Genomic DNA, 26,903 nt, shown 5'->3' with positions numbered 1-26,903 from the left:
GACCCATCTCTTCTTCTCCAGATCATTGTATAGACAGTCTTTGCAGGTATAAAATTGTCAAATTCAGCTTTTTTGCGCAGATTGTACCTTTATTTCCTATACCTCTTACATACCCTCTTAAAAGAGATAAACCATGCAAAACACAATAAAGCGATTGTTCGCTTTTGCCTTCGTGTTGCTGAGTTTGCAAACGGCCATGGCACAGCAGGCCCTGCAGACACCAGCGCAATTTTTGGGCTATACCCTGGGCGAAGAATTCACAACGCATGCCCGCATCACCGACTACGTAAATTACCTGGCGCAGCAGGCCCCAAACCGCATTCGAGTGCAGGAGTATGGCAAAACCTACGAAGGAAGACCTCTGCTGCTAGCCTATGTGGCAAGCGACGAGAACCTGCCACGCCTGGAGCAGATACGCGAAAACAACCTGCGACAGGCAGGTATAGCCGACGGACAGGTGCAGGGCAAACAGCCGGCAATCCTCTGGATGAGCTACAACATCCACGGCAACGAGTCGGTGAGCAGCGAGGCGGTACTGCAGGTGCTCTACGACCTGGTAGACCCAAACAACCAACAGACCAAGAAGTGGCTGGAAAACACTGTGGTGATCCTGGACCCCTGCGTGAACCCGGACGGACGCGAGCGCTACGTGCAGTGGTACAAGCAAGTGCAGAACCGCGGCGGCAATGCGTCGCCTTACGCATGGGAGCACTACGAGCCATGGCCGGGTGGCAGACCCAACCACTACTACTTTGACCTGAACCGCGACTGGGCCTGGCAGACACAGATCGAGTCGAAGCAGCGTATGGCGCAGTACAACCAGTGGCTGCCGCAGGTGCACGCCGACTTCCACGAAATGGGACCGGAGCAACCTTACTACTTTTCGCCAGCCGCCAAGCCACTGCACGAGAGCATCACGCCCTGGCAGCGCGATTTCCAGTACACCATCGGCGATTACAACCGTCAGTATTTCGACCAGAACAACTGGCTCTACTTCACCCGCGAGAACTTTGACCTGTTCTACCCCAGCTACGGCGATACCTGGCCTACCTTTAACGGTGCCATCGGGATGACCTACGAACAAGGCGGCTCCGGCCGTGCTGGTTTGGCCTATAAGAAACAGGACGGCGACACCCTTACGTTGACTGACCGTATCGCCCACCACCACATCGCCAGTCTGGCCACGCTGCAGGCTACGGCCGAAAAAGCGGACCAGCTTACGCAGGAGTTTCGCAAGTACTACGACAACAACCTGAAAAAGCCGGGTGGGGCCTATAAGACATTTGTTTTTAAAGCAGATGATCGCAGCGTGGGCAACCTCAAAGCCCTGACGGACTACCTGGATCAGCAGCAGATCCGCTATGGGTATGCAGGCAAGAGCAGCTCAAGCAAAGGCTTTAATTATGCCACCGGCAAAGAAGAAAGCGTGCGGGTAAATCAGAATGACCTGGTGGTGAGCATGTACCAGCCAAAGTCCACACTGGTGAAAGTGCTGTTCGAGCCTTCATCTAATCTGGAAGACTCGCTTACCTACGATATCACCTCATGGGCCATGCCTTATGCCTTCGGTCTGCAGGCCTACGCTTTGAAAAGCCGTTTGGATGCAAATAACCAAAAGCCGGCTAAAGCAGCCAACCCAATCAAAGTAGAGCGCCCTTTTGCCTACTTGGCCCGTTGGAACAGTTTGCAGGACGTGAAATTCCTGACCGACCTGATGGCGCAGAAAGTGAAGGTACGTATGTCGGAGAAACCTTTTGAGATGGAAAACCGCCAGTACGAGGCAGGCACCCTGATCATTACCCGCACCGGCAACGAAGCGATGGGCGATAAGTTGGATGCTGTAGTACGTGCCACGGCAGAGAAACATGGCGTAACCCTACAAGCCTCCACGACAGGCTTCGTGAGCAGCGGCGCCGACTTCGGCTCGGGCAGTGTGCGCTTTCTGAAAACACCGAAAGTGGCTCTAATGTCAGGTGAGGGCGTGTCGCCTTACGCCTTTGGGGAGATCTGGCACTACTTTGAGCAGCAGATCGGCTACCCGGTGACAGTGCTCGGCACAAGCTATTTTGGTAACGTGCCGCTGCACGAGTTTGATGTGCTGATTTTGCCAGCCGGGTCTTATGGCCGTGTGCTGAACGAGCAGGCACTGGAGCAGGTGAAGAATTGGGTACGTGGCGGCGGTAAGCTGATCGCTTTGGAAAGTGCCGCAGGCTTCCTGGCAGGTAAAAAGGACTTCAATCTGCAAAAGAAAAACGGAGACGAGGCAACTGAGAAGGAGAAAGCCAAAGAAACAAAAGAAGACCCTTACCGGCTGCTGCGTGTTTACGGCGATCGCGAGCGTGATGCCATTTCTGAAGACGTGCAGGGCAGTGTGTTCCGTGTGAATTTAGACAAAACGCACCCCCTGGCCTTTGGTTACGGTGATACCTACTATGCCTTGGTGCGCACCTCCGATACTTTCAGCTTCATGAAAGACGGTTGGAACGTGGGTGTGCTCAAGAAAGACAACTATGCTACTGGTTTTGTGGGTGCCAAGGCAAAAGCACGACTGAAGGACGCCCTGATCCTGGGTGCTCAACCGATGGGTAGGGGACAGGTGATATACCTGGCCGACAACCCCCTGTTCCGCGGTTTCTGGCACAATGGCAAGCTGCTCTTCGGCAATGCCGTGTTCCTGGTAGGGCAGTAAGCTTACAACAGGACCATACGTTCATGCAAGTGCTAAGACAGCGTATTTTATAAAAAAAGCAGCGGCCTGGCTATCCGAAGTCAGGCCGTTGCTTTTTATAGTGAACCCTAACCTGTATACGCGTATAATTTGTACCTTCACGTATACCTATTATCCCACTACCAGAACTTAAAACTATGGATAAGATCATCAGTGCGCCCCATCCAGCTGAATACGACGAGTTTTTTAACAGCTACATCAGCAACGCCAAAACCGACGACCTGCTGCCTGCCCTGGCTGCAAGTGAGGAATACATCGTCAATTTCATGCTCTCACTCAAAGAGCAGCAACTGAAACACCGCTACCAGCCCGGCAAGTGGTCCATTAAGGAAATGCTGGTGCACATGGCCGACACAGAGCGTATCTTCGCCTACCGTGCGCTTTGCTTTGCCCGCAACGACAAAACTGAACTGCCTGGCTTTGATGAGAATGCCTATGCAGAGCATAGCAAAGCCGATATAAGACCCATCACGTCCATACTGGCTGAGTATGCTGCCGCCCGTCAGGCCACCATTGAACTGTACAAAGGATTTGATGACGAAATGCTTGGACACACAGGTATAGCCAGTGGCCGAAGTGTATCGGTCAGAGCACTGGGCTTTGCAATTCTGGGGCACGAGATCCATCACCTCAACATTATCCGGGAGCGCTATTTGGTTTAGCACAGACTCATAAAGTTTGCAACAGGTATAGGAGTCTCAAATTTTCTGGTACTAGGTTTTAGCTCAACGGTTTCTGCTGGTTTATAGCTATATTTATATCCATGACTTTTACCAGAAGAAACATTGGCTTGCTGTTGGCTCCCTTGCTGGCCGTGATGATGTGGTGGCTAACGGATGGACTTGAATCTCAGGCCCGCACGGTTGCGACCATCATGGTTTTCTGCCTCGTTTTTTGGATGACGGAGGTAATCCCGCTTTCGATGACAGCCTTCCTGGGCGTGATCATGGCGATACTGACAGGTATAGCCGATATCAATACGGCTTTCCAGAACCTTGGCCACCCGATCATCCTGCTCTTTATCGGTAGTTTCCTGCTGGCCCGCTCCATGACCCGCCATGGCCTCGATAAACGTCTTGCACTCTTTATTTTGTCACGCCCTATTTTTCAGAAGAGTCTGTTCAGCATGTTTCTGGGCTTCTCGCTGGTTTCGTATGTACTGTCGATGTGGGTGAGCAACTCTGTAACAGTAGCCATGCTGCTGCCGCTCACGATTGGTGTGTTACAGTTGATACAGGACCCAGCGGCAGGCAAAAGTTCTGCGCCATATTTTCTGTTGGGTATAGCGTATAGTGCTTCCATCGGGGGCGTTAGTACGATCATTGGTTCGCCTCCTAACCTGATCGGTGTAAATTACCTGGCTAAAGAAGGCATCAGCATTGATTTTCTGCAATGGATGATGATGGCCATGCCCATTTCGCTCAGCATCTATGCGTTTATGTTGGTTTACGTACGCTGGTACTTCAAAAAATTTAACTTTAGTTCTGCAGGTATAAGGGCCTACGTCGAAACGCAAAGTCGTCAGCAGCCCCCCATTTCGAAAGGTGAGCTGATCACGATGGGTGTGTTTATGGTGGCGGTGGTACTGTGGCTGACTCCGGGCGTGTTTAACCTGTTGGGCATGGAAGCGGCTTATACCTTTATGAGCACCTATTTTGCCGAGAGTACGGTGGCTGTGTTGGCTGCTCTGTTGCTGTTTGTGATACCGCCCGGCCAGGAGAATGGGGGAGAGGGGACGCTCACCGTATCTGATCTGGTTCGCATTGATTGGGATACGATTCTTTTGTTTGGAGGAGGGATGGCGCTGGGGCAACTGGTGGTCAGTTCCGGTCTGGCCGACGTAATAGGTGCCAGCATTACTTCTTTTGTTGATCCGGGCCAGCTGCTCATACTGGTGTTTGTGCTGGTCGCTGGAGTGGTCATGATAACTGAAGTGAGTTCCAATACAGCCATCGCGATCACGTTTGTACCGATCATCATCGGTATTCTCAATCAGCTGCAATTGCCGGAGCTATACCCCGTGCTGGGGGTCGTGATTGCCTGCAGCATGGCCTTTATGCTGCCCGTAGCAACACCACCCAATGCCATCGTGTATGGCAGCAAGCAGGTGCCCATCGGCACAATGGCACGCACAGGCATGCTTCTTAATCTGGTAAGTTCTGTCGTTATTACAGCCTGGGTTATTTTCTATATGTCCCGCTAATTTTAGACCTGTTAATTTGCACTCATAATTAGTTACTTATGCCTAATCAACGAATATTTAGAATTTTGCTCGCCATCGCCTGCTTTGTATTTGCAGGTGTAAAAGCCTGGCAGATCATGCAGGGGGAATACGAGTGGATAGATATTTTCTTCCTGATCGCTTTCCTGGGTTTCGGGATCATGTATGTGGTGCTGCTGAACAGAAACAAGCCGCAGGAGTAGGTTAAAAAGAGAAAAACCTGAAAGTTTAAAAATATCTTGTAGACATTCCAAACTTTCAGGCTTTCAACTTTTAGCCAAAGGTACTCTTTATACGCCCTGTTTTTGGCAGGGTTACAATTGCTCCAGAAAAGTGAAATAATTTTTCGAGTAGTTCGTTAGGCAAAGTTTTTCAAAAAGGAAATTGCACTCATTTTTCTAATATTTCAGGTGGAGCTTGAGAAAAGAGGAGGAGTAGCCAGTATATTTCTCTTGAAACTCATTTGTAGGTAAGTCTTACACCTGAAGGAGTTTAAGCCATTGTTGATTTTTAGTATAGCTTCGTACCGTTTGCAGTTAAGACTCCCTCTGATTTAACACACCCCTGACCCTTTCCCCCCAAGGGGGATTTTAGCTAAACCAGTTTCTCTTTGTCATCCTGAAAGGATCTTGGTTAAAGGGAGGACAGGCAGTTGCTATAACACACCCCTAACCCTCTCGAGAGGGAATTTTTTGCAGCTGCCATTTGGCAGGTAAGAGCTTTGTTATTGCAGCAGTTCCCTCGCGACACGGAGTCCAACCACCCCTGCCCCTCCTTATCCAAGGAGGAGAGCTTCTGCCGCTACTAGTTTACAAGTATAAGCTCTGTCGTTTCTGCCACAAACTACTGGTAGGTATAGGAAGACTAACTTGTCCCGGAAGCTATGAAACTGATCACCTGAGCCAGATGCACCTTTTGGCGCTCCACTGTTGGGGGTATAGGGGTACTCCTGTCAAGAGCGATCAGCGAGTGGGGTAGGGGCCCTCTGTTTGGAGCGTCTTGATTTTTTGCCCTAATAGGATTCGGGATGTTCCACTTAATTTTTATCAAGTCGAAGATCCCGAACTTGATTCGGGATAAAAAAGTGAGTGCCCGCCGCACAGGCGAAGCTATAGAACAATATCCTTGCTATACCTGCAACAGCTGTAGCTATACCTAAAAACGAGTCCCGTCGACTAGGCAAAACCCGCTATACCTACAAAAATCAAAATTGAGCTAAAACGAATTAAGCCGGATCCACATCCGCTACAACCCGCACCCCTTTAAAATCAGGCAACAGGTACAGCTGCTGTATCACCTTAGAAATAGCCTGCTTAGCGGCTCTGAGGTTCACATTCTCACGAGGCAGCTTCACGTGTATCTCGTTCAGAAAAAGGTTTCTGATCTTGAAAATGTAAGGCACTTCCGGCCCCAACACCAGTTGCGCCCCTAACTGATCGGTCAGATCCTTAGCAAGCACAATAGCAGCGTTTTCTGATACCTTCTCGTCAATGTGCTTCACGGTGATGCGGATCATGCGGGCGAAAGGAGGGTATCCGAAGCGCATGCGTTCCTCAATCTCGTGCTCGTACAGCGAGGTATAATCGTTGCTGTGCACCTTTCGGAAGATCGGCTGCAGCGGGTCCCGAGTCTGGATCAGTACCGTACCGGGCTTGCCTTTGCGGCCGGCACGACCGCTGACTTGCACAAATAGCTGATAGGCCCGCTCGTGCGCCCGGAAATCAGGGAAATGGATGATGCTGTCGGCGTTGAGTATACCTACCAGGCTTACGTTCTCGAAGTCCAGGCCCTTGGTCACCATCTGCGTGCCGATCAGCACATTGGTTTTGCCGCTCTCAAAGTCGGCGATGATCTGTTGGTAGCTGTTTTTCTTCTTGGTCGTGTCCAGGTCCATGCGCTGTACCTCAGCGTTGGGCAGCATCAGTTTCAGGTCGTCTTCCACCTTCTCGGTGCCGAAGCCCATGCTCCGGAGCGTGGTAGCGCCGCAAGCCGGGCAATCGTGTGGCATGCGCTCGTGGTAGCCGCAGTAGTGACAGCGCAGCTCATTGTTATACTTGTGGTAGGAGAGACTCACAGCACAGTGCTGGCACTTGGGAATCCAGGAGCACTCGTCGCAGCTGATAAAAGGCGCATAGCCGCGGCGGTTCTGAAAAAGGATCACCTGTTCCTGCCGCGCCAGTCGCTCCTCAATGGCTGTGACCAGCTTGCCCGAAAAGTGGTTGTGCATATTCTTGCGCTGTTGCTCCTCGCGCACGTTGATCAGCTCAATGGAAGGCATCTGCGCCTCCCCGAAGCGTTTGCTCATGGTCACCAAACCCCAGCGGTCGGTTTTGCAGTTGTAGTAGGTCTCGATGGAGGGCGTGGCGGAGCCGAGCAAGGTTTTGGCCCCCTGCAGATGCGCCATCATCAGGGCCGTTTCGCGGGCGTTATACCTCGGAGCAGGGTCGTACTGCTTGTAGCTGGGCTCATGCTCTTCATCTACTATCACCAGCGACAAGTTATGGAAAGGCAGAAACACCGCCGAGCGCACTCCCACTACCATCTGGAAGCGACCCGAGAGCACACCCTGCCATACCTCAGCCCGCTCATTGTCTGAGAACTTAGAGTGGTAAATGCCCAGCTTATCTCCAAACACCTTGATCAGGCGGGTTACGATCTGGGCGGTCAGCGCAATTTCAGGAAGCAGGTATAGCACCTGTCCGCCAGCCTCCAGCGCATGTTTGATCAGGTCGATGTATACCTCGGTTTTGCCGCTTCCCGTCACGCCATGCAACAGCACGGTGTCTTTCGCTTTGAAGAGGCCCAGTATTTCATCTTTGGCCTGTTCCTGGTGCTCCGACAGCTTCATGGGCTGCAGCGGCACGGTGTTGTCAACGGGGAAGCGCGAAATGATCTGGTCAAACTGCTCGAACACGCCTTTTTTGATCAGCGAGTCGATGGAGGACTTGGAAAGGTGCGGGTTATTGGCCAGCACACTCTTCTCTATACCTGCAGCGTTAAGGTAGATGTTCTGATGCACCGGCACCTTTTGCAGGTAGTTGAGCAGGATGTCGAGCTGCTTAGGCTTGGTGGCGAGTTGGTTGAAGAGCTCCTCCAGCATCCCTTCTTCCTGCACAAAGTGATCTGTCAGACGGATCTTCTTGACCACTTTAGGCGAAAAACGGTCGCTCACCTGCTCGAATATGATGATCGCCTCTTTCTGTATAAGCGATTTGATGTACTTGTGATAGCTCTTCACCTGTAGCAGATTGCCTACTTCTGTAAAGGTAAGGGCCGGGTTTTGCTGCAGGGCGTAGATGATCTTCACTTCCTGCGAAGCCAACGGAATGTCGTCTTCTTCCGGATTGAAATGCGGGTGCAGCTGTATGCGCGATTCGCTGCTGAGTTTGAGCGCCGATGGAAGCGCTGCATTGATTACCTCGCCGATGGTGCACATGTAGTAATCGGCGATCCAGCGGAAAAGTTTGAGCTGTGGGGCTGTTACGATGGGCTTGTCGTCCAGTACATCCAAAATATACTTGGCCTGGTAGTCAGCGGGCGCGTTTTCGTGGATGTCAGCCACAATGCAGCTGAGCACCCGCTTGGCACCAAACTGAACAATTACCCGGGCACCCACCAGCACCTCGTCGTTCATTTCGAAGGGAATGCGGTAGGTATACAGCTTTGGAAGCGGCAAAGGCAGAATCACGTCGGCAAAAAGCGTGACGCGGTCCACGGCCGGCTCCGGTGGGTAATTGAAATTGAGTAACTCAGACAAGGGCGCAGGTATAGGTTGTCTTGCAAATGTCGCAAAAAAGCATGTAAATCCCGAAGGCTTTCAGGAAGGTATAGTTATACCTTTCGCATGACTGCATGTCGAACCATAGCAGCACGTTGCTAATCTTTCAGCAAAATATAGCTATACCTACAGTGACGGGAATTTCGACTTTTCGCTATTACCGTTTTGAAGTTGATCCAACGCTTCCGCGGCAGTATGCACGGGTAGCTGGCAGGTCCTGTTATAGCACACATACACGGTAGTTTTCCCACTGATGGCGCTGCGATCTTTTAGCAACGGTAGCTCGCTTTGATTTTCTGTGCCAGCCAGCAGCATGTTGGGGATATAAAAAGAGCTGAGTTCAGAACGCATCTCAGGTGCCTGATGTCCCACAATGGCAACTTCGGCGGTAGGCTGCAGTTTGTGAAAATACAGACTGGCCCAATTGCCCATGTGGCCCGGTTCTTTTACAACCAGCTCCTTTACCTGCGCCAGCATTGCATCAGCGAGTTGCTGGTAACGCTCTTCGTTGAAGTAAAGCCCCAGCAGGTATAGGTTGGTGGCCATCACTGAGTTGGAAGAAGGAATCACGTTATCGAGCAGCTCTTTTTTGCGGGCCACCAGCTTTTCAGCGTTCTGGTCAGTGAAGAAAAACAGCTGCTCCCGGTCATCAAAAAAGTTGACTAAGGTATACTCTGTCAGTTGCTTAGCCTCCTGCAGGTATTTTTCGTCAAACGTAATTTCATATACCCGTATCAGCGCCCTTATCAGCAAAGCATAGTCTTCCAGGAATCCGTTAATAGAAGCTTTGCCATCTTTATAGTTATGGAGTAGTCTGTCGTCCTGCTTCAAATGCTTCAGAATAAAGTCTGCATTGCGGATGGCCATGTGCAGGAAGTGCTTGTTGCCAAAGGTATAGTAAGCATCCGCCAGGCCCTTGAGCATAATGGCGTTCCAGGAGCAGAGAATCTTGTCATCCAGTCCGGGGCGAACTCGCCGTGACCGGAGTTCCATCAACCTCTCTTTCCAGGTCTTCACCATCTCTTCCAGCACTTCCAGTTCCAGCTCATTTTCTTTGGCAAAATGCGCGTCGCTGATGCGGCGGTGCAATATGTTCTGCCCGTGCTCAAAATTACCGGTCGTGGTTACGTGGTAGTATTTAGAGAGGATGGGCTCCTCCGCTCCGAACAGGTCTTGCAGTTCCTGGCGGGTGAATACATAGAACTTTCCCTCCACACCTTCGCTGTCTGCATCGAGTGACGAGTAAAAGCCACCTTCTTCGCTCATCAGCTCACGCTCCGCAAAAGAAATCGTTTCGTACACCACATCCTTGTAGAGCGACTCCTTGGTGAGCAAATAGGCTTCGGCGTATACACTGATCAACTGTCCATTATCATAGAGCATCTTTTCAAAGTGGGGCACCAACCATTTCTCGTCAACGGAATAGCGGGCGAATCCACCGCCGATCTGATCGTAGATGCCGCCATAAGCCATCTCGTGCAATGTAAGATTGATGTGTTTCAGGGCAGCTGCATTTTCTGTGTGAGCGTGATAGCGCAGCAGGAACATCAGGTTGGCGGGCATCGGAAACTTTGGAGCAGGTCCAAAACCGCCGTGCTTTTTGTCGAATTGCCTGGCTAAGTTCTTGTACAGCTCTTCAAAGTCTTCTTCGTTCACTTCCGTCTGACTCTGCTGCAGCCCGAATCGTTGTAGCTCGCTCAGGTTGAGGTGCTGCACGAACTGCTCAGCTGACTTGTCGAGTCTCTGCCGGTTTTTTATGTAGGCCTCGGCGATGTTTAGGAGGAGCTTCACCCATTGCTGGGGCGTGAAATAGGTGCCGCCATAAAACGGCTTGGCTTCGGAATTCAGGAATACATTCAGGGGCCAGCCTCCCTGCACGCCCATGGCCTGCAAAGCGTCCATGTGCACGGCATCTACATCCGGACGTTCCTCACGGTCCACCTTGATGCATATAAAGTGCTCGTTCATGACGTTGGCAATCTTCTCGTTCTCGAAAGACTGGTGCTCCATGACGTGGCACCAATGGCAGGCAGCATACCCAATGCTTACCAGGATAGGCTTGTCTTCCTGCTTTGCCTTCTGCAACGCTTCTTCACCCCAAGGGTGCCAGGCTACTGGGTTATAGGCGTGCTGCAGCAGGTAAGGGCTACTTTCATTGATCAGTTTGTTCGGTATTTTCTTATGCTGGGCCATGGTCGTCGTATTGCAGGCTTCTGGAACTCTATACCTACGGACAAGGCCGGCAAAAGTATGCTAACGACCCGCTGATTGGTAGACGCAAAACAGTGATGAAGAACAAGGCATATACCCGGGCTTATGTAATAAGCTGTTGCTTCAGGGCCTTTTCTTCTTCTGAAATATCCAATTTATACATGTTGGAAAGGTCCTGCAATTGGCGGAGGGTGGTTTTCAAAAAGCTTTGATGCGCTTCAGATGCAGGGTGGAAAGGTCTGTGGGCAATGGCGCGGCGCATTTTCTCCCAAACCTTCAAAAAATCCCTGAAATCCTGGCTCAGGTATGCGTTGGCAAATTTATCCCAAATGTAATCTTCGGCAACTTCCGTCGGGTGCACCATGTCGCGGCCATAGAAGCGGTAGTCACGCAGATCGTCCATCATAAGCTCGAAGGCAGGGAAGTAGTGCGCCTGCTCGGAGCTTGTCGTGATGTCGTGGCAAAGCATCCGCAAAATGGATTTGCTGACGCTGTTCACTTCAATCGTCTCCTTGATGTGGCGTACGGGGCTAACGGTGAACAACACCTGCAAGGAAGGGTTGAATTGCCAAAGCTCTTCCAAGCACTGTTTCGTGTCAGAAAACAATGTGCTCAGAGGCAATAGTTCGCGACTAAACTGCCGGGCGGGTAATTTATGGCAATTCGCCACTACTTCGCTAGAACTCTGCAAACGATAGCCCACCGCCGTTCCAAGTGTAATGATCAGTAGGTTGGCTTGCTGTAAGGCATTTCGTGTCAAGGCAAGTCGCTCCCTGATGTGTTGCAGCAGCGTGTCGCGGGAAGGGGAGGAGAGGGAAGAGTGCAGGTCGTAGGCATACCAGATGCCGTTGTGCTGCACCAGATTGTCAGCTATTGGATTTGAGTCGTCGAGAGAAGCCCGCAGTAGCTTGTTTACGGATAATGGGTTAAAGATCGTTCCGAAAGGGTTTACCAGTACCTGCGCTTTATTTTCCTGCAGCTTACGGCCAATGACTTCAGCGAAACAGGAGCCAATGGTCAAAATGCCACTCGACAAATTCAGGTCGAGGCCACCGGCGGGTATATGAAGTTCAGTCCGGAACATAGGTATAGGTATAGGTATAGGTATAGCGCAAATTAACCGGAAGCTGCAAATAAAAAAAGCGTCCTGCTTTTAGGGCAGGACGCTTTCTATGCTTGGTAGTGGCTAAAATTACTCAGCTACTACATTGAAGCGGATCTGGTGCTTCACTTCTTTGTGCAGGTTCAGCGTAGCAGTGTACTCACCGGCTGTTTTCACATCCTGATCAAAAGAAATACGCTTGCGGTCTACATCGTGACCTTTAGCCTTAAGGGCTTCAGCAAGCTGGTTTGTTGTAACAGAACCGAAGATCTTGCCAGTCTCGCCTACTTTTGCAGGGATTTCCAGCGTGATATCGCCGATCTTGTTTGCCAATTCCTGCGCATCGTTCTGGATTTTCTCCAGTTTGTGAGCAGCCTGACGTACGTTCTCAGCTACGATTTTCTTGTTCGTCTTGTCAGCCAAAACAGCCAATCCTTGTGGGATCAGGTAGTTACGGCCATATCCTGGCTTTACAGTAACGATATCGTTCTTGTAACCAAGGTTCTTAACGTCATCTTTAAGTATTACTTCCATGTTCGTTACCTCCTTATTTTAAAGAATCAGTTACATAAGGTAAGATAGCCAGGTGACGTGCGCGGGCAACGGCCTGAGCAACTTTACGCTGGAACTTCAGGCTAGTGCCTGTCAGTCTTCTTGGAAGGATCTTGCCCTGCTCGTTTACAAACTTAAGCAGGAAGTTGCCATCCTTATAGTCGATATACTTGATACCGCTCTTTTTGAAGCGGCAGTATTTCTGACGATTTTCTTGCTTGTGTACTCTTTCGTTAACTAGGCTCATTATGCTTTAACCTCCTCTTTTTTAGCCTGTGATTTGAATTCACCTTTTCTTCTGCGCTCGTTGTAAGCAACTGCGTGCTTATCAAGTGCTGTTGTCAGGAAGCGAACAACTTTTTCGTCGCGGCGATAAGCCAGCTCAAGCACATCAATTACAGTAGATGGAGCCTTAAACTCGATGAGGTGGTAGAAACCAGTAGATTTCTTCTGGATTGGGTAAGCAAGCTTACGCAGACCCCAGTTCTCTTCGTGGATAATGTCGGCGCTATTTTCCTTAAGCACCTGTCTGAACTTCTCGACCGTTTCCTGCATCTGCGTCTCGTTCAACAGAGGCGTCAGAATGAAGACCGTTTCGTAATTTTTTAATTCCATTTGGTTATGAGAATTTTTTGTTTTAGGGTGCAAATATACGGCAATGATTCTGTATTACAAAAACTTGCCTCAAAATAAAATGCTTGGCAGGGTAGTGTGTTACCTCCATCAATCGCGAACCGGAAGTGTCGCTGCAAATGATAACACCAGATATCGATGGCGCTTCAGCATCTTGCTTATACTATATATATAATAAAGAGTGCAAAAATGCAGGACGTGCAGATGAAAATTAACAGCGGAAATAAATAAAGGCTAACGACAACAAAGTCAGCCATTTATAAGTTCAAGAGTGGGTGTGCTTGACTTTCGGCATAAAGCAAGAAAAAACTGGACAATTTTATGCTGAAACTATTGCTATAGATTCAGCTTATTTAGAATAATTTTAAATAAAAATGTGGATTCTGCTAAAGCAACGCAGAAAATGGTCTGTAAGTGATTGTACTTAAGGGGTTATGTCGCATAGGGGCAAAAATAACCATATAATATTTGATTAATGGGTTTCGAGTAGTAGATTTGTGCCCGTAAAGTAAATTCACCATTATACTAAACACAAGCGTCCTGGCTATGATTAGCTGTATACAAAGAGCAAAAACCAAATTCTTGATTGCCTTCTTGTTTGCCTTGGCGGCCTCTTTCGGGGTGTCGACCAAAGGGTACGCGCAAGGCGCAAGTCTGCCTGTAGATGATGCAGGTATTGTAAGTGCAGGCGAGTCCCTGTACAAGAACAACTGCGTGGTTTGCCACTCTGTGGGAAGCGATGTAGTGGTTGGTCCAGGTATGAAAGGCATCAATGAGCGTAGAACGCAGCCATGGCTGATCAGTTGGATCAAAAATTCGCAGGCTTTGATTGCTTCTGGCGACAAAGACGCGGTTGCCGTTTACAACCAGTTTAACAAGCAGGCAATGCCATCGTTCGCTTTCTCTGACGATGAGATTGTGTCTATTCTAACGTATATCAAGTCTGCTGAATCTGCAGCTGCTGAGACCACCGGTCCTGCAGGTGGCACAGAGGCTGCTCCAGGTGCGAATGTGGGAACTGACGCCGTTGGCGCAGTTGGAGGCTACCTGGATATTGTATTGGTGGTGCTTATTATTGTGTTGATCGTGCTGGTAGTGACGCTTCTTTTGATCACATCGGTACTGAAAAACTACCTGAACAAAAACAAGCAACTGGATGAGTACGATGCTGAAATTGTAAACCAGCGTTTCGATTTCTCTAAGATATACAAGTCTAAAGCGGTGCGTACGCTGGTTGTGCTGATCTTTGTGGTCGTGCTGATAGATCTTACGCTGGAAAAAGCGATGGGTATTGGCATACAGCAGGGATATGCTCCAACGCAGCCGATCGCTTTCTCTCACAAACTACACGCTGGTGAGCATCAGATTGACTGTAACTACTGCCACACAACAGTATACGAAAGCAAGAGCGCCAGCATCCCTTCAGCTAACATCTGTATGAACTGCCACAGCCAGATCAAAGCAGAGTCCCCTGAAATTCAGAAAATTTACAAAGCAATTGAGCGTAACAAGCCAATTGAATGGGTGCGTATCCACAACCTGCCTGACCTGGCCTACTTTAACCACGCACAGCACACGCAAGTGGGTGGCGTAGAGTGCCAGACCTGCCACGGTCCTATCCAGGAAATGGAAGTAGTGTACCAGTACTCACCACTCACAATGGGCTGGTGTATCGACTGTCACCGCGAAACTCCTCTTAACACAGAAGGAAACGCATACTATGACAACCTGGTGAAACTGCACGAGTCTACTACGAAGAGTGCTTTCACAGTGTCATCAAATGGTGGTGCAGAGTGTTCCAAGTGTCACTACTAATCAGTTATAATTAAGGATTCGAGTTTTCTAGATATAACATGCAAGACAGAATAAAATACTGGAAAGGAATAGAGGAGCTTGAAAATACTCCTGAATTCGCGAAACACGCTCATAATGAGTTTCCAGAATACCTGCCAATCAATGAAGCAAAAGGTGAAGGGGAGTCTGCAGGCATGACTGCCCCACGCAGAGACTTCCTGAAACTGTTAGGCTTTGGTCTGGCTGCCGCTACATTGGCTTCTTGTGAGGCTCCTGTAAGAAAGGCAATTCCATACCTGAACAAACCAGTGGATGTGGAGCCAGGCGTGGCGAACTGGTATGCATCTACTTACTTCAACAACGGTGACTTCAACAGTATTCTTGTTAAGACACGTGAAGGTCGTCCGATTAAAGTAGAGCCAAACCCTAGCTCCACGCTTACGCCAATGGGTACAAGCCCTAAGGCGCAGGCTTCTGTGCTGAGTCTGTATGATAATAACAGACTTCGTACGCCACTCATCAAAGGCAAAGAAGCGAAGTGGGAGCAGGTTGACAGCGAAATCCGCGCAGCACTTGCCAGAGTAAACGGCAAAGTAGCTTTCGTTTCTTCTACTGTTATCAGCCCATCCACCAAACAACTGATTAATGAGTTTGGCGCGGGACTTGGCAGTTTTGAGCACGTAACATACGATCCAAACTCGGCTTCGGCCCTGATTGGTGCCAATGGTGGCGTTGTACCTGGGTACGATTTCAGCAAAGCCAACATCATTGTAGGTATTGGCGCTGACTTTCTGGGAACATGGGTTGCCCCAATTCCATTTGCGAAGCAGTACATCCAAAACAGAAAGATTACGGCCGAGAACTCGAATATGTCGCGTCACTACCAGTTTGAGACAATCATGTCGCTTACCGGTGCCAACGCTGACGTACGTGTTCCTATTAAGCCATCCGAAGAACTGGCAATCGTTACAGCACTGTACAATGGCCTGTCAGGTCAGGGCGTAAATGCTCCTGCCAACATTGACAAGAAGGCTTTGGAAAACGCGATCAGAGACCTGCGCGCCAACAACGGCCGTGCCCTGGTAGTGTCTGGCTCAAACGATCCAGCTGTACAAACGCTTGTAACAGCAATAAACAAATCGATCGGCGCAGAAGGCACGACCATTGATACTGCCTCTCCATACCTGGTGAAGCAGGGTAATGATGCCCAGATGCTACGTCTGATCGAGGAAATGAACAATGGTGGCGTAGGAGCAGTGTTCTTCTACAATGCCAACCCTGTTTATGATCATCCGCTTGCAGACCGCGTTAAAACTGGTCTAGCGAAAGTAGCTCTGAAAGTTTCTTTTGCCGATAGAGTAGAAGAGACGGCCGCTCTTGTTGACTACGTAGCACCAGACAGCCACTACCTGGAGTCTTGGAACGACTACGAGCCGAAGAGAGGCTTCCTGAGCCTGGCACAGCCAGTGATCAGCCCAATCTTTATGACGCGTCAGGCACAGGACAGCTTGTTAGCCTGGAGCGGTAACAAAACGACTTTCTACGATTACATCCGCAATAACTGGAGAAAAGGTGCCGCCGGCACTGATGCGCAGTGGGAGAAAGCTGTGCACGACGGTGTATTGGAGAACGGAACCAGCATGCTGGCTCTGAACCCGGCATCTGCCAGCGCAATGACTGCTTCAGACGCGGCAGGTAGAGCGCCAAGAGCGGTTGCAGGTGGTAGCGTAGAAGCTGTAGTGTATGAAAAAGTAGGTATCGGTACAGGTTCAGAATCCAACAACCCTTGGTTGCAGGAAATGGCTGACCCGATCACAAAAGCAACCTGGGATAACTATATCACGATGCCACGCAAAATGGCAGAAGAGATGGGTGTTGCACAAGGTAATGTACTGAAAGTAACTTATGCAAATGGCAAGACACTGGAGCTTCCAGCTTTGATTCAGCCAGGACAGGCACAAGGTACAGTAGGTATAGCCATGGGCTATGGCCGTGAGCTGGACTCTATGCCGACTGCTAAAGGACGTGGTGCTAATGCCTTCCCGGTAGCTACTGTGGCTGACAATAGTATCCTGTTCACAGGAGCTGTGCAGTTAGAGAAAACTGGTTCTACGATTGAGATTGCCCAGACACAAACGCACCATACTATTATGGATCGTATTGTGGTACAAGAAAACACATTGGCGAACTATAAAGCCAACCCGAAAGAGGTAACGAAGTATGTGCGCATTGCTACGCACGAAGGTCCTGCAAAACCAGCTGCCATCTCTCTTTGGGACGACTATGAGTACAAGAACCACCATTGGGGTATGGTCATTGACCTGAACTCCTGCATTGGTTGCGGTGCTTGTACTGTAAGCTGCCAGGCTGAAAACAACATTCCGGTTGTAGGCAAGGAAGAAGTACTGATGCGTCGTGAGATGCACTGGATGCGTATCGACCGTTACTACAGCGCCGTGGAACACGAGGCGAAAGATTACAAGACAATGGAAGATCCGGCGGAGAATCCAAGTGTAATCTTCCAGCCAATGTTGTGCCAGCACTGTAACCACGCTCCATGCGAGACAGTGTGCCCGGTAGCTGCTACCATGCACAGCTCAGAAGGTCTGAACCAGATGGCTTATAACCGTTGCGTTGGTACTCGTTACTGCGCTAACAACTGCCCATATAAGGTTCGTCGTTTCAACTGGTTCGCTTATTCAAACAACGATAAGTTCGACTTCAACATGAACAACGACCTGGGTAAGATGGTGTTGAACCCAGATGTGACTGTTCGTTCACGAGGTGTGATGGAGAAATGCTCTTTCTGCGTACAGCGTATTCAGTTGGGCAAACTCGAAGCCAAGCGTGAAAGCAGAAGACCAGTTGATGGTGAGATCGTGACAGCCTGTGCGCAGTCGTGCCCTACCGAAGCGATCATCTTCGGTGACATGCTGGATCCGGAAAGCCGTATCACTAAGATGCTAGCCCGTGAAAAAGGTGAGCGTGCCTTCCACGTACTGGAAGAACTGAACGTACAGCCGAACGTGACATACCTGACAAAAATTAGAAACTTAGCTTAATTTATAAACTAGATAGCGCTATGCAGCACGTATCTCCGATAAGAGAGCCTCTGGTAACGGGGGGTAAAACATACCACGATATCACCGAAGATGTCTGCAGACAGGTGGAGGCCAAGCCCAACATACGTTGGGCCGCTGCCCTTGCTGTAGCTCTTGTGGGCCTTGCTATTTTTATCTATTCGACATACCGTACCCTTTGGTATGGTATCGGTGAGTGGGGGCTTAACAAAACTGTAGGCTGGGCATGGGATATCACCAACTTCGTATGGTGGGTAGGTATCGGTCACGCCGGTACGCTTATCTCAGCTATCCTTCTTTTGTTCCGTCAGAAGTGGAGAACCTCTATTAACCGTGCAGCTGAAGCGATGACGATCTTCGCCGTAATCTGCGCCGCGATGTTCCCGGTTCTGCACATGGGCCGTCCTTGGTTAGCATACTGGGTACTTCCATTGCCAAACACATTCGGTTCGCTTTGGGTTAACTTTAACTCGCCACTACTTTGGGACGTATTCGCGATCTCTACTTACTTCTCTGTTTCGCTTGTTTTCTGGTACATCGGTCTGATTCCTGACTTTGCTACCATCCGCGACAGAGCAACCGGCCCAATCGCCCGTAGAGCGTATTCTTTCCTTTCATTCGGCTGGACTGGTTCCGCCAAAGCCTGGTCTCGCTACGAGACTGTATCACTGATTCTTGCTGGTCTTGCAACACCACTGGTACTTTCTGTACACACGATCGTATCCATGGACTTTGCAACATCCGTTATCCCGGGATGGCACACGACTATCTTCCCTCCATACTTCGTGGCAGGTGCGATCTTCTCTGGTTTCGCGATGGTACTCACACTGATGATCATCACGCGTAAAGTATTCAAGCTGGAAGATTACATCACGCTGGAGCACGTGGAATCCATGAACAAGGTAATTATCCTGACAGGTTCTATCGTAGGTGTGGCTTATATCACAGAGTTCTTCATCGCATGGTACTCAGGTGTGGAATACGAGCAATACGCATTCATTAACCGTGCAACGGGTCCTTACTGGTGGGCATACTGGGCTATGATGACGTGTAACGTAATTACACCGCAGCTATTCTGGTTCAGAAGCATCAGAAGAAGTCTGACTGCTACCTTCATCATCACCATTTTCGTGAACATTGGTATGTGGTTCGAGCGTTTCGTAATTATCGTGACCTCTCTGCACAGAGACTTCCTGCCTTCTTCATGGGCAATGTTCTCACCAACCATCATCGACATTGGTATCTATGTAGGAACAATCGGTCTGTTCTTCACCCTGTTCCTGTTGTTTGCCAAGTTTTTCCCTGTAATAAACATGGCGGAGGTGAAGGCAATTCTGAAGTCTTCTTCAGAAGTGAAGCACCACCCACATGGCACTATGCACGGTACTGATAAGGATTCGCACACTAATACACATCCATAGCAATGACTAAAAAATTCGTTCTAGGTATCTACGATGATGAGGATGTCCTGCTGCAGGCCATCGAGAACGTCCGGGCTGCCGGTACTAATATTTACGAAGTTTTTTCGCCGTACCCGATCCACGGAATCGATGATGTATTAGGTATAAAGCGTTCAAGACTCCCAATCGTAGCATTCTTCTGCGGTCTGTTCGGAACATCATTTGCACTCTGGATGCAAATCTGGATGCTTGGTTTTGACTGGCCAATGATCATCGGTGGTAAGCCGCACATCGCCTTGCCAGCATTTATTCCTGTAACTTTCGAACTTACCGTTCTATGCGCTGCATTCGGTATGGTGATCACCTTCTTTATTGTCACGAAGCTGAAGCCTTCATTCAAGGTGAACGTTTTCGACAAGCGCTCAACAGACGACAAGTTTGTAATGGCGATTGAAGTTAAAGAAGGTGTGACAGACATGCCTGCCCTGAACGATCTGCTTCGTTCTAATGGTGCAATCGAAGTAAACGAGAAGGAGGTAATCAAATAATGAAAGGTCTACTAAATTTAGGTTTCAAAGCCTCTGCCATACTATTCTCAGGTGCCATGCTGGTAGCTTGTAGCAATGAGAAGGATCCAGGTCTTGAATTCGCTCCAGACATGTATCACTCTATACCTTTGGATCCATATTCTCAGGTAAAAGAGAACCTATACAACCCAGGTGGCATGAACATGCGTGAGCCAGCACAGGGTACCGTAGCTCGCGGCAAAATGGGTTACAACATGTACCTGTCCAAAGACGAGGCTGAAGTAGCAGGTGTTGAGCTAAAAAATCCACTGGAAAAAAATGAGCTTAACCTGGCAGAAGGCCAGGTGCTTTACACAAGATTCTGCGCTCCTTGCCACGGAGATCAGGGAGATGGTCAAGGTCTGGTAGGACAGAAGTTTAAGGGTGTTCCCTCTTACTCAGCTGGTCGCGTTGCAACACTTCCGGAAGGCCACATTTACCATGTGATTGCAAACGGACGCGGCCGTATGTTGCCGCATGGCTCACAGGTTAACCCAACAGAGCGTTGGAAAATTGTGATGTATGTGCAGCAACTGCAGGGTGGCGAAGTGCCAGCTCCGGCAGCGGACGAAGCTGAGAATACGGAAGATTCAGGTACTACACCTACTAACTAAGTCTAAGGCATAATATCAAAAGGATAATGACAGAAGAAAGACTCATCATTTCCAGAAAAACGAACAACAAGTTTTTCTTGATGATAGCTATAGGTGTTGTATTGCTTATAGCTGGTATAATCATAGCTGCACTCAGCGGAGGTGGCCACCACGCCGAAGGGCATGGTGAAGCGGCCGCCGCAGGCCACGAGGCAGCTCATTGGTCCAAAAGGCTCTACATGAACCTTTGGTTAAATAACGTTTACTTTACAGGTATAGCGCTGGTAGGCGTTTTCTTCGTAGCCGTTCAATATGTAGCGTATGCAGGATGGTCAGTATTGATCAAGCGTATACCTGAAGCGATGGGTTACTACCTGCCAATTGGTGGTGTCGTTATGCTGATTACTTTCCTATTAGGTGGTCACGACATCTTCCACTGGACGCACGATTATCTGTACAACCAGTTCCTGGAAGACGGTGTTACACCAAATCCTCAGTATGACCCAATTATCGCAGGCAAGGCGCCATACCTGAACTTCTGGTTCTTCCTGATCAGAATGATAGCTTACTTCGTTCTGTGGATTCTTTTCTTTAACTGGTTAAGAAGAAACTCAATTGGAGAAGACCTGCACGGAGGCACAAACTACTATCACAAGAGCATCAGAATATCTGCCATGTTCCTGGTAGTATTCGGTGTAACTTCTTCTACTTCCGCATGGGACTGGGTGCTTTCAATTGACACGCACTGGTTCTCTACCATGTTTGGTTGGTACGTGTTCGCTAGCTGGTGGGTATCTGGCCTGTCTGTAATTACGCTTACTGTAATTATACTAAAGCAGAATGGCTACCTCAAATTGGTAAACGCAAACCACATCCACGATCTGGGTAAGTTTGTATTCGCTTTCTCCATCTTCTGGACATACATCTGGTTCTCTCAGTTCATGCTAATCTGGTATGCAAACATTCCGGAGGAATCTATTTACTTCATTGAACGCTTGGGTGGAAACGGCGGACATTTCAAGTGGATTTTCTTTACTAATCTTTTGATAAACTTTGCATTCCCTTTCCTTGTTTTGATGACAAGAGATGCAAAGCGTCAGATGATCATGTTGAAAATCGTTACGATCGCGATCCTTATTGGCCACTGGCTGGACTTCTACCTGATGATGATGCCGGGCACAATGCGTACAGATGCCGGTATCGGATTTATTGAGATAGGCACTACACTGATTTTCCTGGGAGTATTCCTGATTACATTCACAAAAGGTTTAACAAAAGCCTCTCTTGTGCCGGTAAATCACCCGTTCCTGGAAGAAAGTGTTCACCATCATGTTTAGAGATCATACTAAAAGCATTATACAATGATTACGTTAGCCATAGGTTTATCCATCGTACTGTTACTAGTAATCCTGTTCCTATTATTCCGGATCGGGACCCTAGCCTCCATCTTTAGAGGATCGACACAGCGCGCAGTTGGAACCACTAAAACAAGTAACAAAGTAAACAGTCTTTTGATGCTCCTCTTCCTGATTGTTGGAGGTGCAGCGTTTGCCTGGTCCTTTGCTGATGCATGGGACGACATGAACCAGCCACTTGCCTCTGTGCACGGTGGATGGACGGACAGTCTTTTCTGGACTACCATGATTGTGATCGGTATTGTGTTTGTGATCACGCAAATCCTGCTTTTCTGGTATTCTTATAAATACCAGCATAAAGATGAAAAGCGTGCTTACTACTACCCTCACAACAACAAACTGGAGATTGTGTGGACTATGATTCCAGCGGTTGTTATGGCGCTGCTTGTATTTGCAGGCTGGAAAACATGGGCTAACATTACCAGTGCAGCCCCAGCTGACGCAGTAGTAATAGAGGTTATGGGCAAGCAGTTCAGCTGGCTTGTTCGCTACCCAGGTCCTGATGGCAAACTGGGAGAAGCCAATGTACATCTGATTGATGCTACAAACGAAATAGGTGTGGACTTCAGCGATCCGAATTCGATGGATGACTTTATGCCACGCGAGATACACGTTCCTAAAGGCAAGCCTGTCCTGCTGAAAATCAGATCACGTGATGTGATTCACAGTGTGTTCCTGCCTCACTTTAGAGTGAAGATGGATGCTGTGCCCGGTATGCCAACTAAGTTTTGGTTCGTGCCTACTAAAACAACAGCAGAGGTGCGTACTGAAATCGGAAACCCAGATTTTAACTTTGAACTGGCCTGTACTGAGATCTGTGGACGTGGTCACTTTGCGATGCGTTTTATCTTAGTTGTTGACGAGCCTGAGGAATATGAGGAGTGGTTAGCTTCACAAACACCTTTCATCGAGCAGAACCCACAGCTTCTAACTAAGTTTACCCACGATGCGAAAGAGCAAGTGGTTCTTGAGAAGAGTGCAGAAGAAGTAAAAACAGAGTTGTAGCATTAAATAAAATCAACAATGGCGAGTACAGATATCTCTCTAAATAAGGATGTGCATCACGCTCACGACGAGCATGATCATCATCACGACCAAAACTTCTTTGAGAAGTACATCTTCAGCCAGGACCATAAAGTAATTGCCAAGCAGTTTTTGTTTGCCGGTATCTTCTGGGGCTTTATAGGTGGCTTCCTGTCTATTATTTTCCGTCTACAACTTGGCTGGCCTGAAGCTACGTTTACTTTCTTAGAGCCAATTCTGGGTAACTGGATCGTAAACGGCAAACTTGACCCAGAATTCTACCTGGCGCTGGTTACCATGCACGGTACGATCATGGTGTTCTTCGTGCTGACAGCTGGTCTTAGCGGTACATTCAGTAACTTCCTAATTCCACTGCAGATTGGTGCGCGTGATATGGCGTCTGGTTTCATGAATATGCTTTCCTTCTGGATATTCTTCCTGGCAAGTGTGATCATGTTCTGGTCTCTTTTCATTGAAACAGGTCCTGCAGGTGGTGGTTGGACAGTATACCCTCCGCTAAGTGCGCTGCCACAAGCCATCTCAGGCTCAGGCCTAGGTATGACGCTTTGGTTGATAAGCATGGCGTTGTTCATCGTATCGCAGCTGCTAGGTGGTGTAAACTACATTACAACTGTGATAAACCTGAGAACAAAGGGTATGTCGATGACGAAGCTTCCTTTGACTATCTGGTCATTCTTCCTGACTGCCATTCTGGGTCTTCTTTCTTTTCCAGTACTGTTTTCAGCTGCATTGCTTCTTATTTTCGATCGCAGTTTCGGTACGAGCTTCTTCCTTTCTGACATCTATATTGCAGGAGAGGCGCTGGCAAATACTGGAGGTAGTGCCATCCTGTTCCAGCACTTATTCTGGTTCCTGGGTCACCCAGAGGTATACATCGTAATCCTTCCAACTTTCGGTATCGTTTCGGAAGTAATTGCAACCAACTCGCGTAAGCCAATTTTCGGTTACAGAGCGATGATCGGTTCAATGCTAGGTATCTCATTGCTGTCTTTCGTAGTATGGGCACACCACATGTTCGTGACAGGTATGAACCCGTTCCTGGGATCTGTCTTCATGTTCCTGACACTTATTATTGCTGTACCATCTGCGGTAAAAGTGTTTAACTGGATTGCAACACTATGGAGAGGTAACATCCGTTTCACAACGGCTATGATGTTTGCGGTAGCTTTCGTATCGCTTTTCATCTCTGGTGGTTTAACAGGTATTATCCTGGGTAACTCGGCGCTGGATATCCAATTGCATGATACCTACTTTGTAATTGCTCACTTCCACCTTGTGATGGGTGCTGCTGCCTTCTTTGGTATGTTCTGCGGTATCTATCATTGGTTCCCGAAGATGTTCGGTCGCATGATGGATGAGAAACTAGGATTCGTTCACTTCTGGTTGACATTCCTCTCTGCTTACCTGGTGTTCATGCCAATGCACTACATCGGTATCGCCGGTTTCCCTAGAAGATATTACTCATGGACAGGCTTTGATGCGTTCAATACCTTCACAGACCTGAACAGCTTCATCAGTTTAGCGGCAATCCTGGGCTTTGGTGCACAGTTGATCTTCTTGTTCAACTTCATCTACAGCATCTTCAAAGGACGTCGTGCAACTGCTAACCCATGGCACTCCAACACGCTTGAGTGGACAACTCCTGTGAACCCAGGACACGGTAACTGGCCGGGTGAGATTCCAACTGTTTACAGATGGCCTTACGATTACAGCAAACCAGGTGCTGCAGAGGATTATATCCCTCAAAACGTACCGTTCTCTCAAACGCAGTCTTCAAACCTGCCTTACGAGAGAGATTTAGAATAGCTTAAATGATAGATAAATCTTTTCCTTACAAAAGGTTTAGAAATATTGGAGTACTTACAGTATTAGCTGTATACTTTCTAATATTAGTTGGAGGAATCGTGCGGAGCACGGGCTCAGGAATGGGATGTCCGGACTGGCCCAAGTGTTTTGGCAGTTGGGTTCCTCCAACTGATGTTAGCCAATTACCAGATGATTATCTGGAAGTCTACAAGGAGCAACGTGTAGATAAAAATAAGAGACTAGCAGGGTTTCTGGACAAGATAGGTTTTGATAAAGTAGCAGGTCAGTTACGCGATCACCCACTGCAACACATAGAAACAGATTTCAATGTGACTAAGACATGGATTGAATATATCAATCGTCTGGTAGGTGTAGTGATCGGTATACTGATTTTCCTGACAGTGCTTTATGCTATACCTTATCTTAAAACCGATAAGTCTGTTTTTTATCTCTCGCTACTTAGTTTTGTGTTAGTGGGGTTTCAGGGATGGTTAGGTTCTATTGTAGTCTCTACAAACTTACTTCCTGTAACTATTACAATACACATGGCGCTGGCTCTGGTGATTGTAGCCTTACTGCAGTATGCGGTTATTCGTTCGCAAGCTGCTTTTATTACCCCACGGTTTGAGGCTTCTAAGCACCTGTTAACGGTCATCGGATTGGTGGCAGCAGCTACCTTTGTACAGATCCTGATCGGAACACAGGTTCGTGAGGAAGTCGATATCGTGGCATTTGAAATGAATGGAAGTAATAGAGACCTTTGGGTGGATCAGCTAGGATTAAGCTTTAATATCCATCGCTCTTTCTCTATTTTGTTACTGGCGCTACACCTATACATGGCTTATTTAATTTATAAGCTCAAGGATCGTCAGTTGAATATGATGGTAAACTGGATGATGGTGCTGCTTGTTGCTGAAATCGCATTTGGGGTAATCATGGCATACTTTGCTATACCTGCTTTTCTGCAACCGTTGCACCTGACAATAGCTACTTTGCTATTTGGTGTTCAGTTTCTGATTTTGATTTTTTATTACTACGCCTCTAAAAAGGCGGTCGAAAAGCCGGTAGTGGTTCTTAACTAATGATTACAGATAGGTCAGAATCGGTAGTGTCCCTCGCTAGTACAGCAGAAAAGGCATCAGCATACTTTAAGCTCCTGAAGTTTAGACTGAGTTTTACAGTTGCTTTCTCAAGTGCCATAGGCTATATACTGGGACATCCGGGTGGAAGTTGGATTCAGATTGCATTAGTGATGCTGGGTGGGTTAATGGTTACAGGTGCGGCTAACATTGTGAACCAGATCCTGGAGAAGGACCTTGACAAATTAATGAGGCGCACCGCAAACAGGCCGCTTCCAACTAACACGCTTAGCGTGACAGAGGCTGCCATTTATGGTGTGCTGTTAGGGGTTGGTGGTTTGTTAATCCTGGGCAGTTTCTTTAACATGTTGACAGCTGCTATAGCATTGTTGTCACTTATTCTATACGGATTCATTTACACGCCACTGAAGCGTATCAGCCCAATTAATGTTTTTGTTGGTGCTATACCTGGTGCGTTACCTCCGCTTATTGGTTGGGTGGCAGCAACAGGAGTAGTGGGTGTAGAAGCCTGGATTCTTTTTGGGATACAGTTTATCTGGCAGTTCCCACATTTCTGGGCGATTGCCTGGGTGTTGGATGATGATTATAAAAGAGCTGGATTCAAAATGCTTCCAATGGAAGGAGGTAAGAACCTGAAGACTGCCATACAGATCATGATCTATACCTTAGTGCTAATTCCGCTTAGCCTACTGCCTTTGCAATTTGGAATGACAGGTACTACCTCAGCACTAATTGCGGTTATCTGTGGAGTTTTGTTTTTAGCTCAGACTTTTCATTTGATGCGCACTTGTACAAACAAGGCGGCTATGAACATTATGTTCGGGTCTTTTTTGTATCTGCCTATTGTGCAGATAGCTTTTGTTTTAGATAAAATTTAAGA

Annotated in this window: 20 protein-coding genes; 14 read left to right on the top strand and 6 right to left on the bottom strand. The window is 48.3% G+C overall.

From position 1 onward, the window contains the following. The first annotated feature begins 133 nt into the window (after positions 1-133). The 4 genes from C8E01_RS07410 (at position 134) to C8E01_RS21440 (ending at position 5,152) form a co-directional block, all read left to right on the top strand. On the top strand, positions 134-2,689 hold the full coding sequence (locus C8E01_RS07410) for a M14 family metallopeptidase (RefSeq protein ID WP_116542737.1): 2,556 nt from the start codon (positions 134-136) through the stop codon (positions 2,687-2,689). A gap of 176 nt (positions 2,690-2,865) precedes the next feature. Then, complete coding sequence (locus tag C8E01_RS07405) at positions 2,866-3,390, top strand: DinB family protein (protein WP_116542736.1); 525 nt, start codon at positions 2,866-2,868, stop codon at positions 3,388-3,390. Positions 3,391-3,491: 101 nt separating this feature from the next. After that, complete coding sequence (locus C8E01_RS07400; RefSeq protein WP_116542735.1) at positions 3,492-4,931, top strand: SLC13 family permease; 1,440 nt, start codon at positions 3,492-3,494, stop codon at positions 4,929-4,931. Positions 4,932-4,969: 38 nt separating this feature from the next. Continuing rightward, positions 4,970-5,152: a hypothetical protein gene (locus C8E01_RS21440; protein WP_133242739.1), complete on the top strand. Its 183-nt coding sequence runs from the start codon at positions 4,970-4,972 to the stop codon at positions 5,150-5,152. 1,022 nt (positions 5,153-6,174) lie between these two features. Here the strand turns inward: C8E01_RS21440 and priA are convergent. The 6 genes from priA to rpsF form a co-directional block, all read right to left on the bottom strand. After that, positions 6,175-8,706 (bottom strand): replication restart helicase PriA, encoded by a 2,532-nt coding sequence (priA, locus tag C8E01_RS07390; RefSeq protein ID WP_116542733.1) that lies wholly within the window; start codon positions 8,704-8,706, stop codon positions 6,175-6,177. Between the two features lie 147 nt (positions 8,707-8,853). After that, on the bottom strand, positions 8,854-10,920 hold the full coding sequence (locus C8E01_RS07385) for a thioredoxin domain-containing protein (RefSeq protein ID WP_116542732.1): 2,067 nt from the start codon (positions 10,918-10,920) through the stop codon (positions 8,854-8,856). A 121-nt stretch (positions 10,921-11,041) separates the two neighbouring features. Further along, positions 11,042-12,022: a GSCFA domain-containing protein gene (locus tag C8E01_RS07380; RefSeq protein ID WP_165820587.1), complete on the bottom strand. Its 981-nt coding sequence runs from the start codon at positions 12,020-12,022 to the stop codon at positions 11,042-11,044. A gap of 108 nt (positions 12,023-12,130) precedes the next feature. Next, positions 12,131-12,574: a 50S ribosomal protein L9 gene (gene rplI / locus C8E01_RS07375; RefSeq protein WP_116542731.1), complete on the bottom strand. Its 444-nt coding sequence runs from the start codon at positions 12,572-12,574 to the stop codon at positions 12,131-12,133. Between the two features lie 13 nt (positions 12,575-12,587). Next, positions 12,588-12,839, bottom strand: coding sequence for a 30S ribosomal protein S18 (gene rpsR, locus C8E01_RS07370; protein WP_068838643.1), 252 nt, complete (start codon positions 12,837-12,839; stop codon positions 12,588-12,590). Continuing rightward, the gene (gene rpsF / locus C8E01_RS07365) at positions 12,839-13,207 is read right to left on the bottom strand and encodes a 30S ribosomal protein S6 (RefSeq protein ID WP_076670074.1); all 369 of its coding nucleotides are present in this window, start codon (positions 13,205-13,207) and stop codon (positions 12,839-12,841) included. The genes rpsR and rpsF overlap by 1 nt, the downstream gene beginning before the upstream one ends. A gap of 600 nt (positions 13,208-13,807) precedes the next feature. Here rpsF and C8E01_RS07360 point away from each other — a divergent pair. From C8E01_RS07360 to cyoE, 10 genes are read left to right on the top strand one after another with little or no spacing between them, the layout of a single operon-like run. Next, positions 13,808-15,040 carry a c-type cytochrome gene (locus C8E01_RS07360; RefSeq protein ID WP_116542730.1) on the top strand — a complete coding sequence of 411 codons (1,233 nt, stop codon included), beginning with the start codon at positions 13,808-13,810 and terminating at the stop codon, positions 15,038-15,040. A gap of 38 nt (positions 15,041-15,078) precedes the next feature. Beyond that, entirely contained in the window at positions 15,079-18,081 is a 3,003-nt protein-coding gene (locus C8E01_RS07355; protein WP_116542729.1) for a TAT-variant-translocated molybdopterin oxidoreductase, read from the top strand. 20 nt (positions 18,082-18,101) lie between these two features. Next, entirely contained in the window at positions 18,102-19,520 is a 1,419-nt protein-coding gene (gene nrfD / locus C8E01_RS07350; protein WP_116542728.1) for an NrfD/PsrC family molybdoenzyme membrane anchor subunit, read from the top strand. A gap of 2 nt (positions 19,521-19,522) precedes the next feature. Continuing rightward, positions 19,523-20,047 (top strand): DUF3341 domain-containing protein, encoded by a 525-nt coding sequence (locus tag C8E01_RS07345; protein WP_101443694.1) that lies wholly within the window; start codon positions 19,523-19,525, stop codon positions 20,045-20,047. Next, the gene (locus C8E01_RS07340) at positions 20,047-20,679 is read left to right on the top strand and encodes a c-type cytochrome (RefSeq protein WP_116542727.1); all 633 of its coding nucleotides are present in this window, start codon (positions 20,047-20,049) and stop codon (positions 20,677-20,679) included. Before C8E01_RS07345 ends, C8E01_RS07340 begins: the two co-directional genes overlap by 1 nt. A 26-nt stretch (positions 20,680-20,705) precedes the next feature. Further along, positions 20,706-21,995, top strand: a complete 1,290-nt coding sequence (locus C8E01_RS07335; protein WP_116542726.1) for a quinol:cytochrome C oxidoreductase — start codon at positions 20,706-20,708, stop codon at positions 21,993-21,995. A gap of 24 nt (positions 21,996-22,019) precedes the next feature. Next, on the top strand, positions 22,020-23,078 hold the full coding sequence (locus C8E01_RS07330; RefSeq protein ID WP_116542725.1) for a cytochrome c oxidase subunit II: 1,059 nt from the start codon (positions 22,020-22,022) through the stop codon (positions 23,076-23,078). A gap of 18 nt (positions 23,079-23,096) precedes the next feature. Further along, the gene (locus C8E01_RS07325) at positions 23,097-24,923 is read left to right on the top strand and encodes a cytochrome c oxidase subunit I (RefSeq protein ID WP_116542724.1); all 1,827 of its coding nucleotides are present in this window, start codon (positions 23,097-23,099) and stop codon (positions 24,921-24,923) included. Between the two features lie 5 nt (positions 24,924-24,928). Further along, a complete protein-coding gene (locus C8E01_RS07320) occupies positions 24,929-26,005 on the top strand; it encodes a COX15/CtaA family protein (protein WP_116542723.1) in 1,077 nt (358 codons plus the stop codon). Next, the gene (gene cyoE / locus C8E01_RS07315; protein ID WP_116542722.1) at positions 26,005-26,901 is read left to right on the top strand and encodes a heme o synthase; all 897 of its coding nucleotides are present in this window, start codon (positions 26,005-26,007) and stop codon (positions 26,899-26,901) included. The genes C8E01_RS07320 and cyoE overlap by 1 nt, the downstream gene beginning before the upstream one ends. Positions 26,902-26,903: the final 2 nt, after the last annotated feature.

The organism is Pontibacter virosus (assembly GCF_003096355.1).
GTDB lineage: Bacteria > Bacteroidota > Bacteroidia > Cytophagales > Hymenobacteraceae > Pontibacter > Pontibacter virosus.
This window is presented reverse-complemented; position numbering and strand designations above follow the sequence as displayed.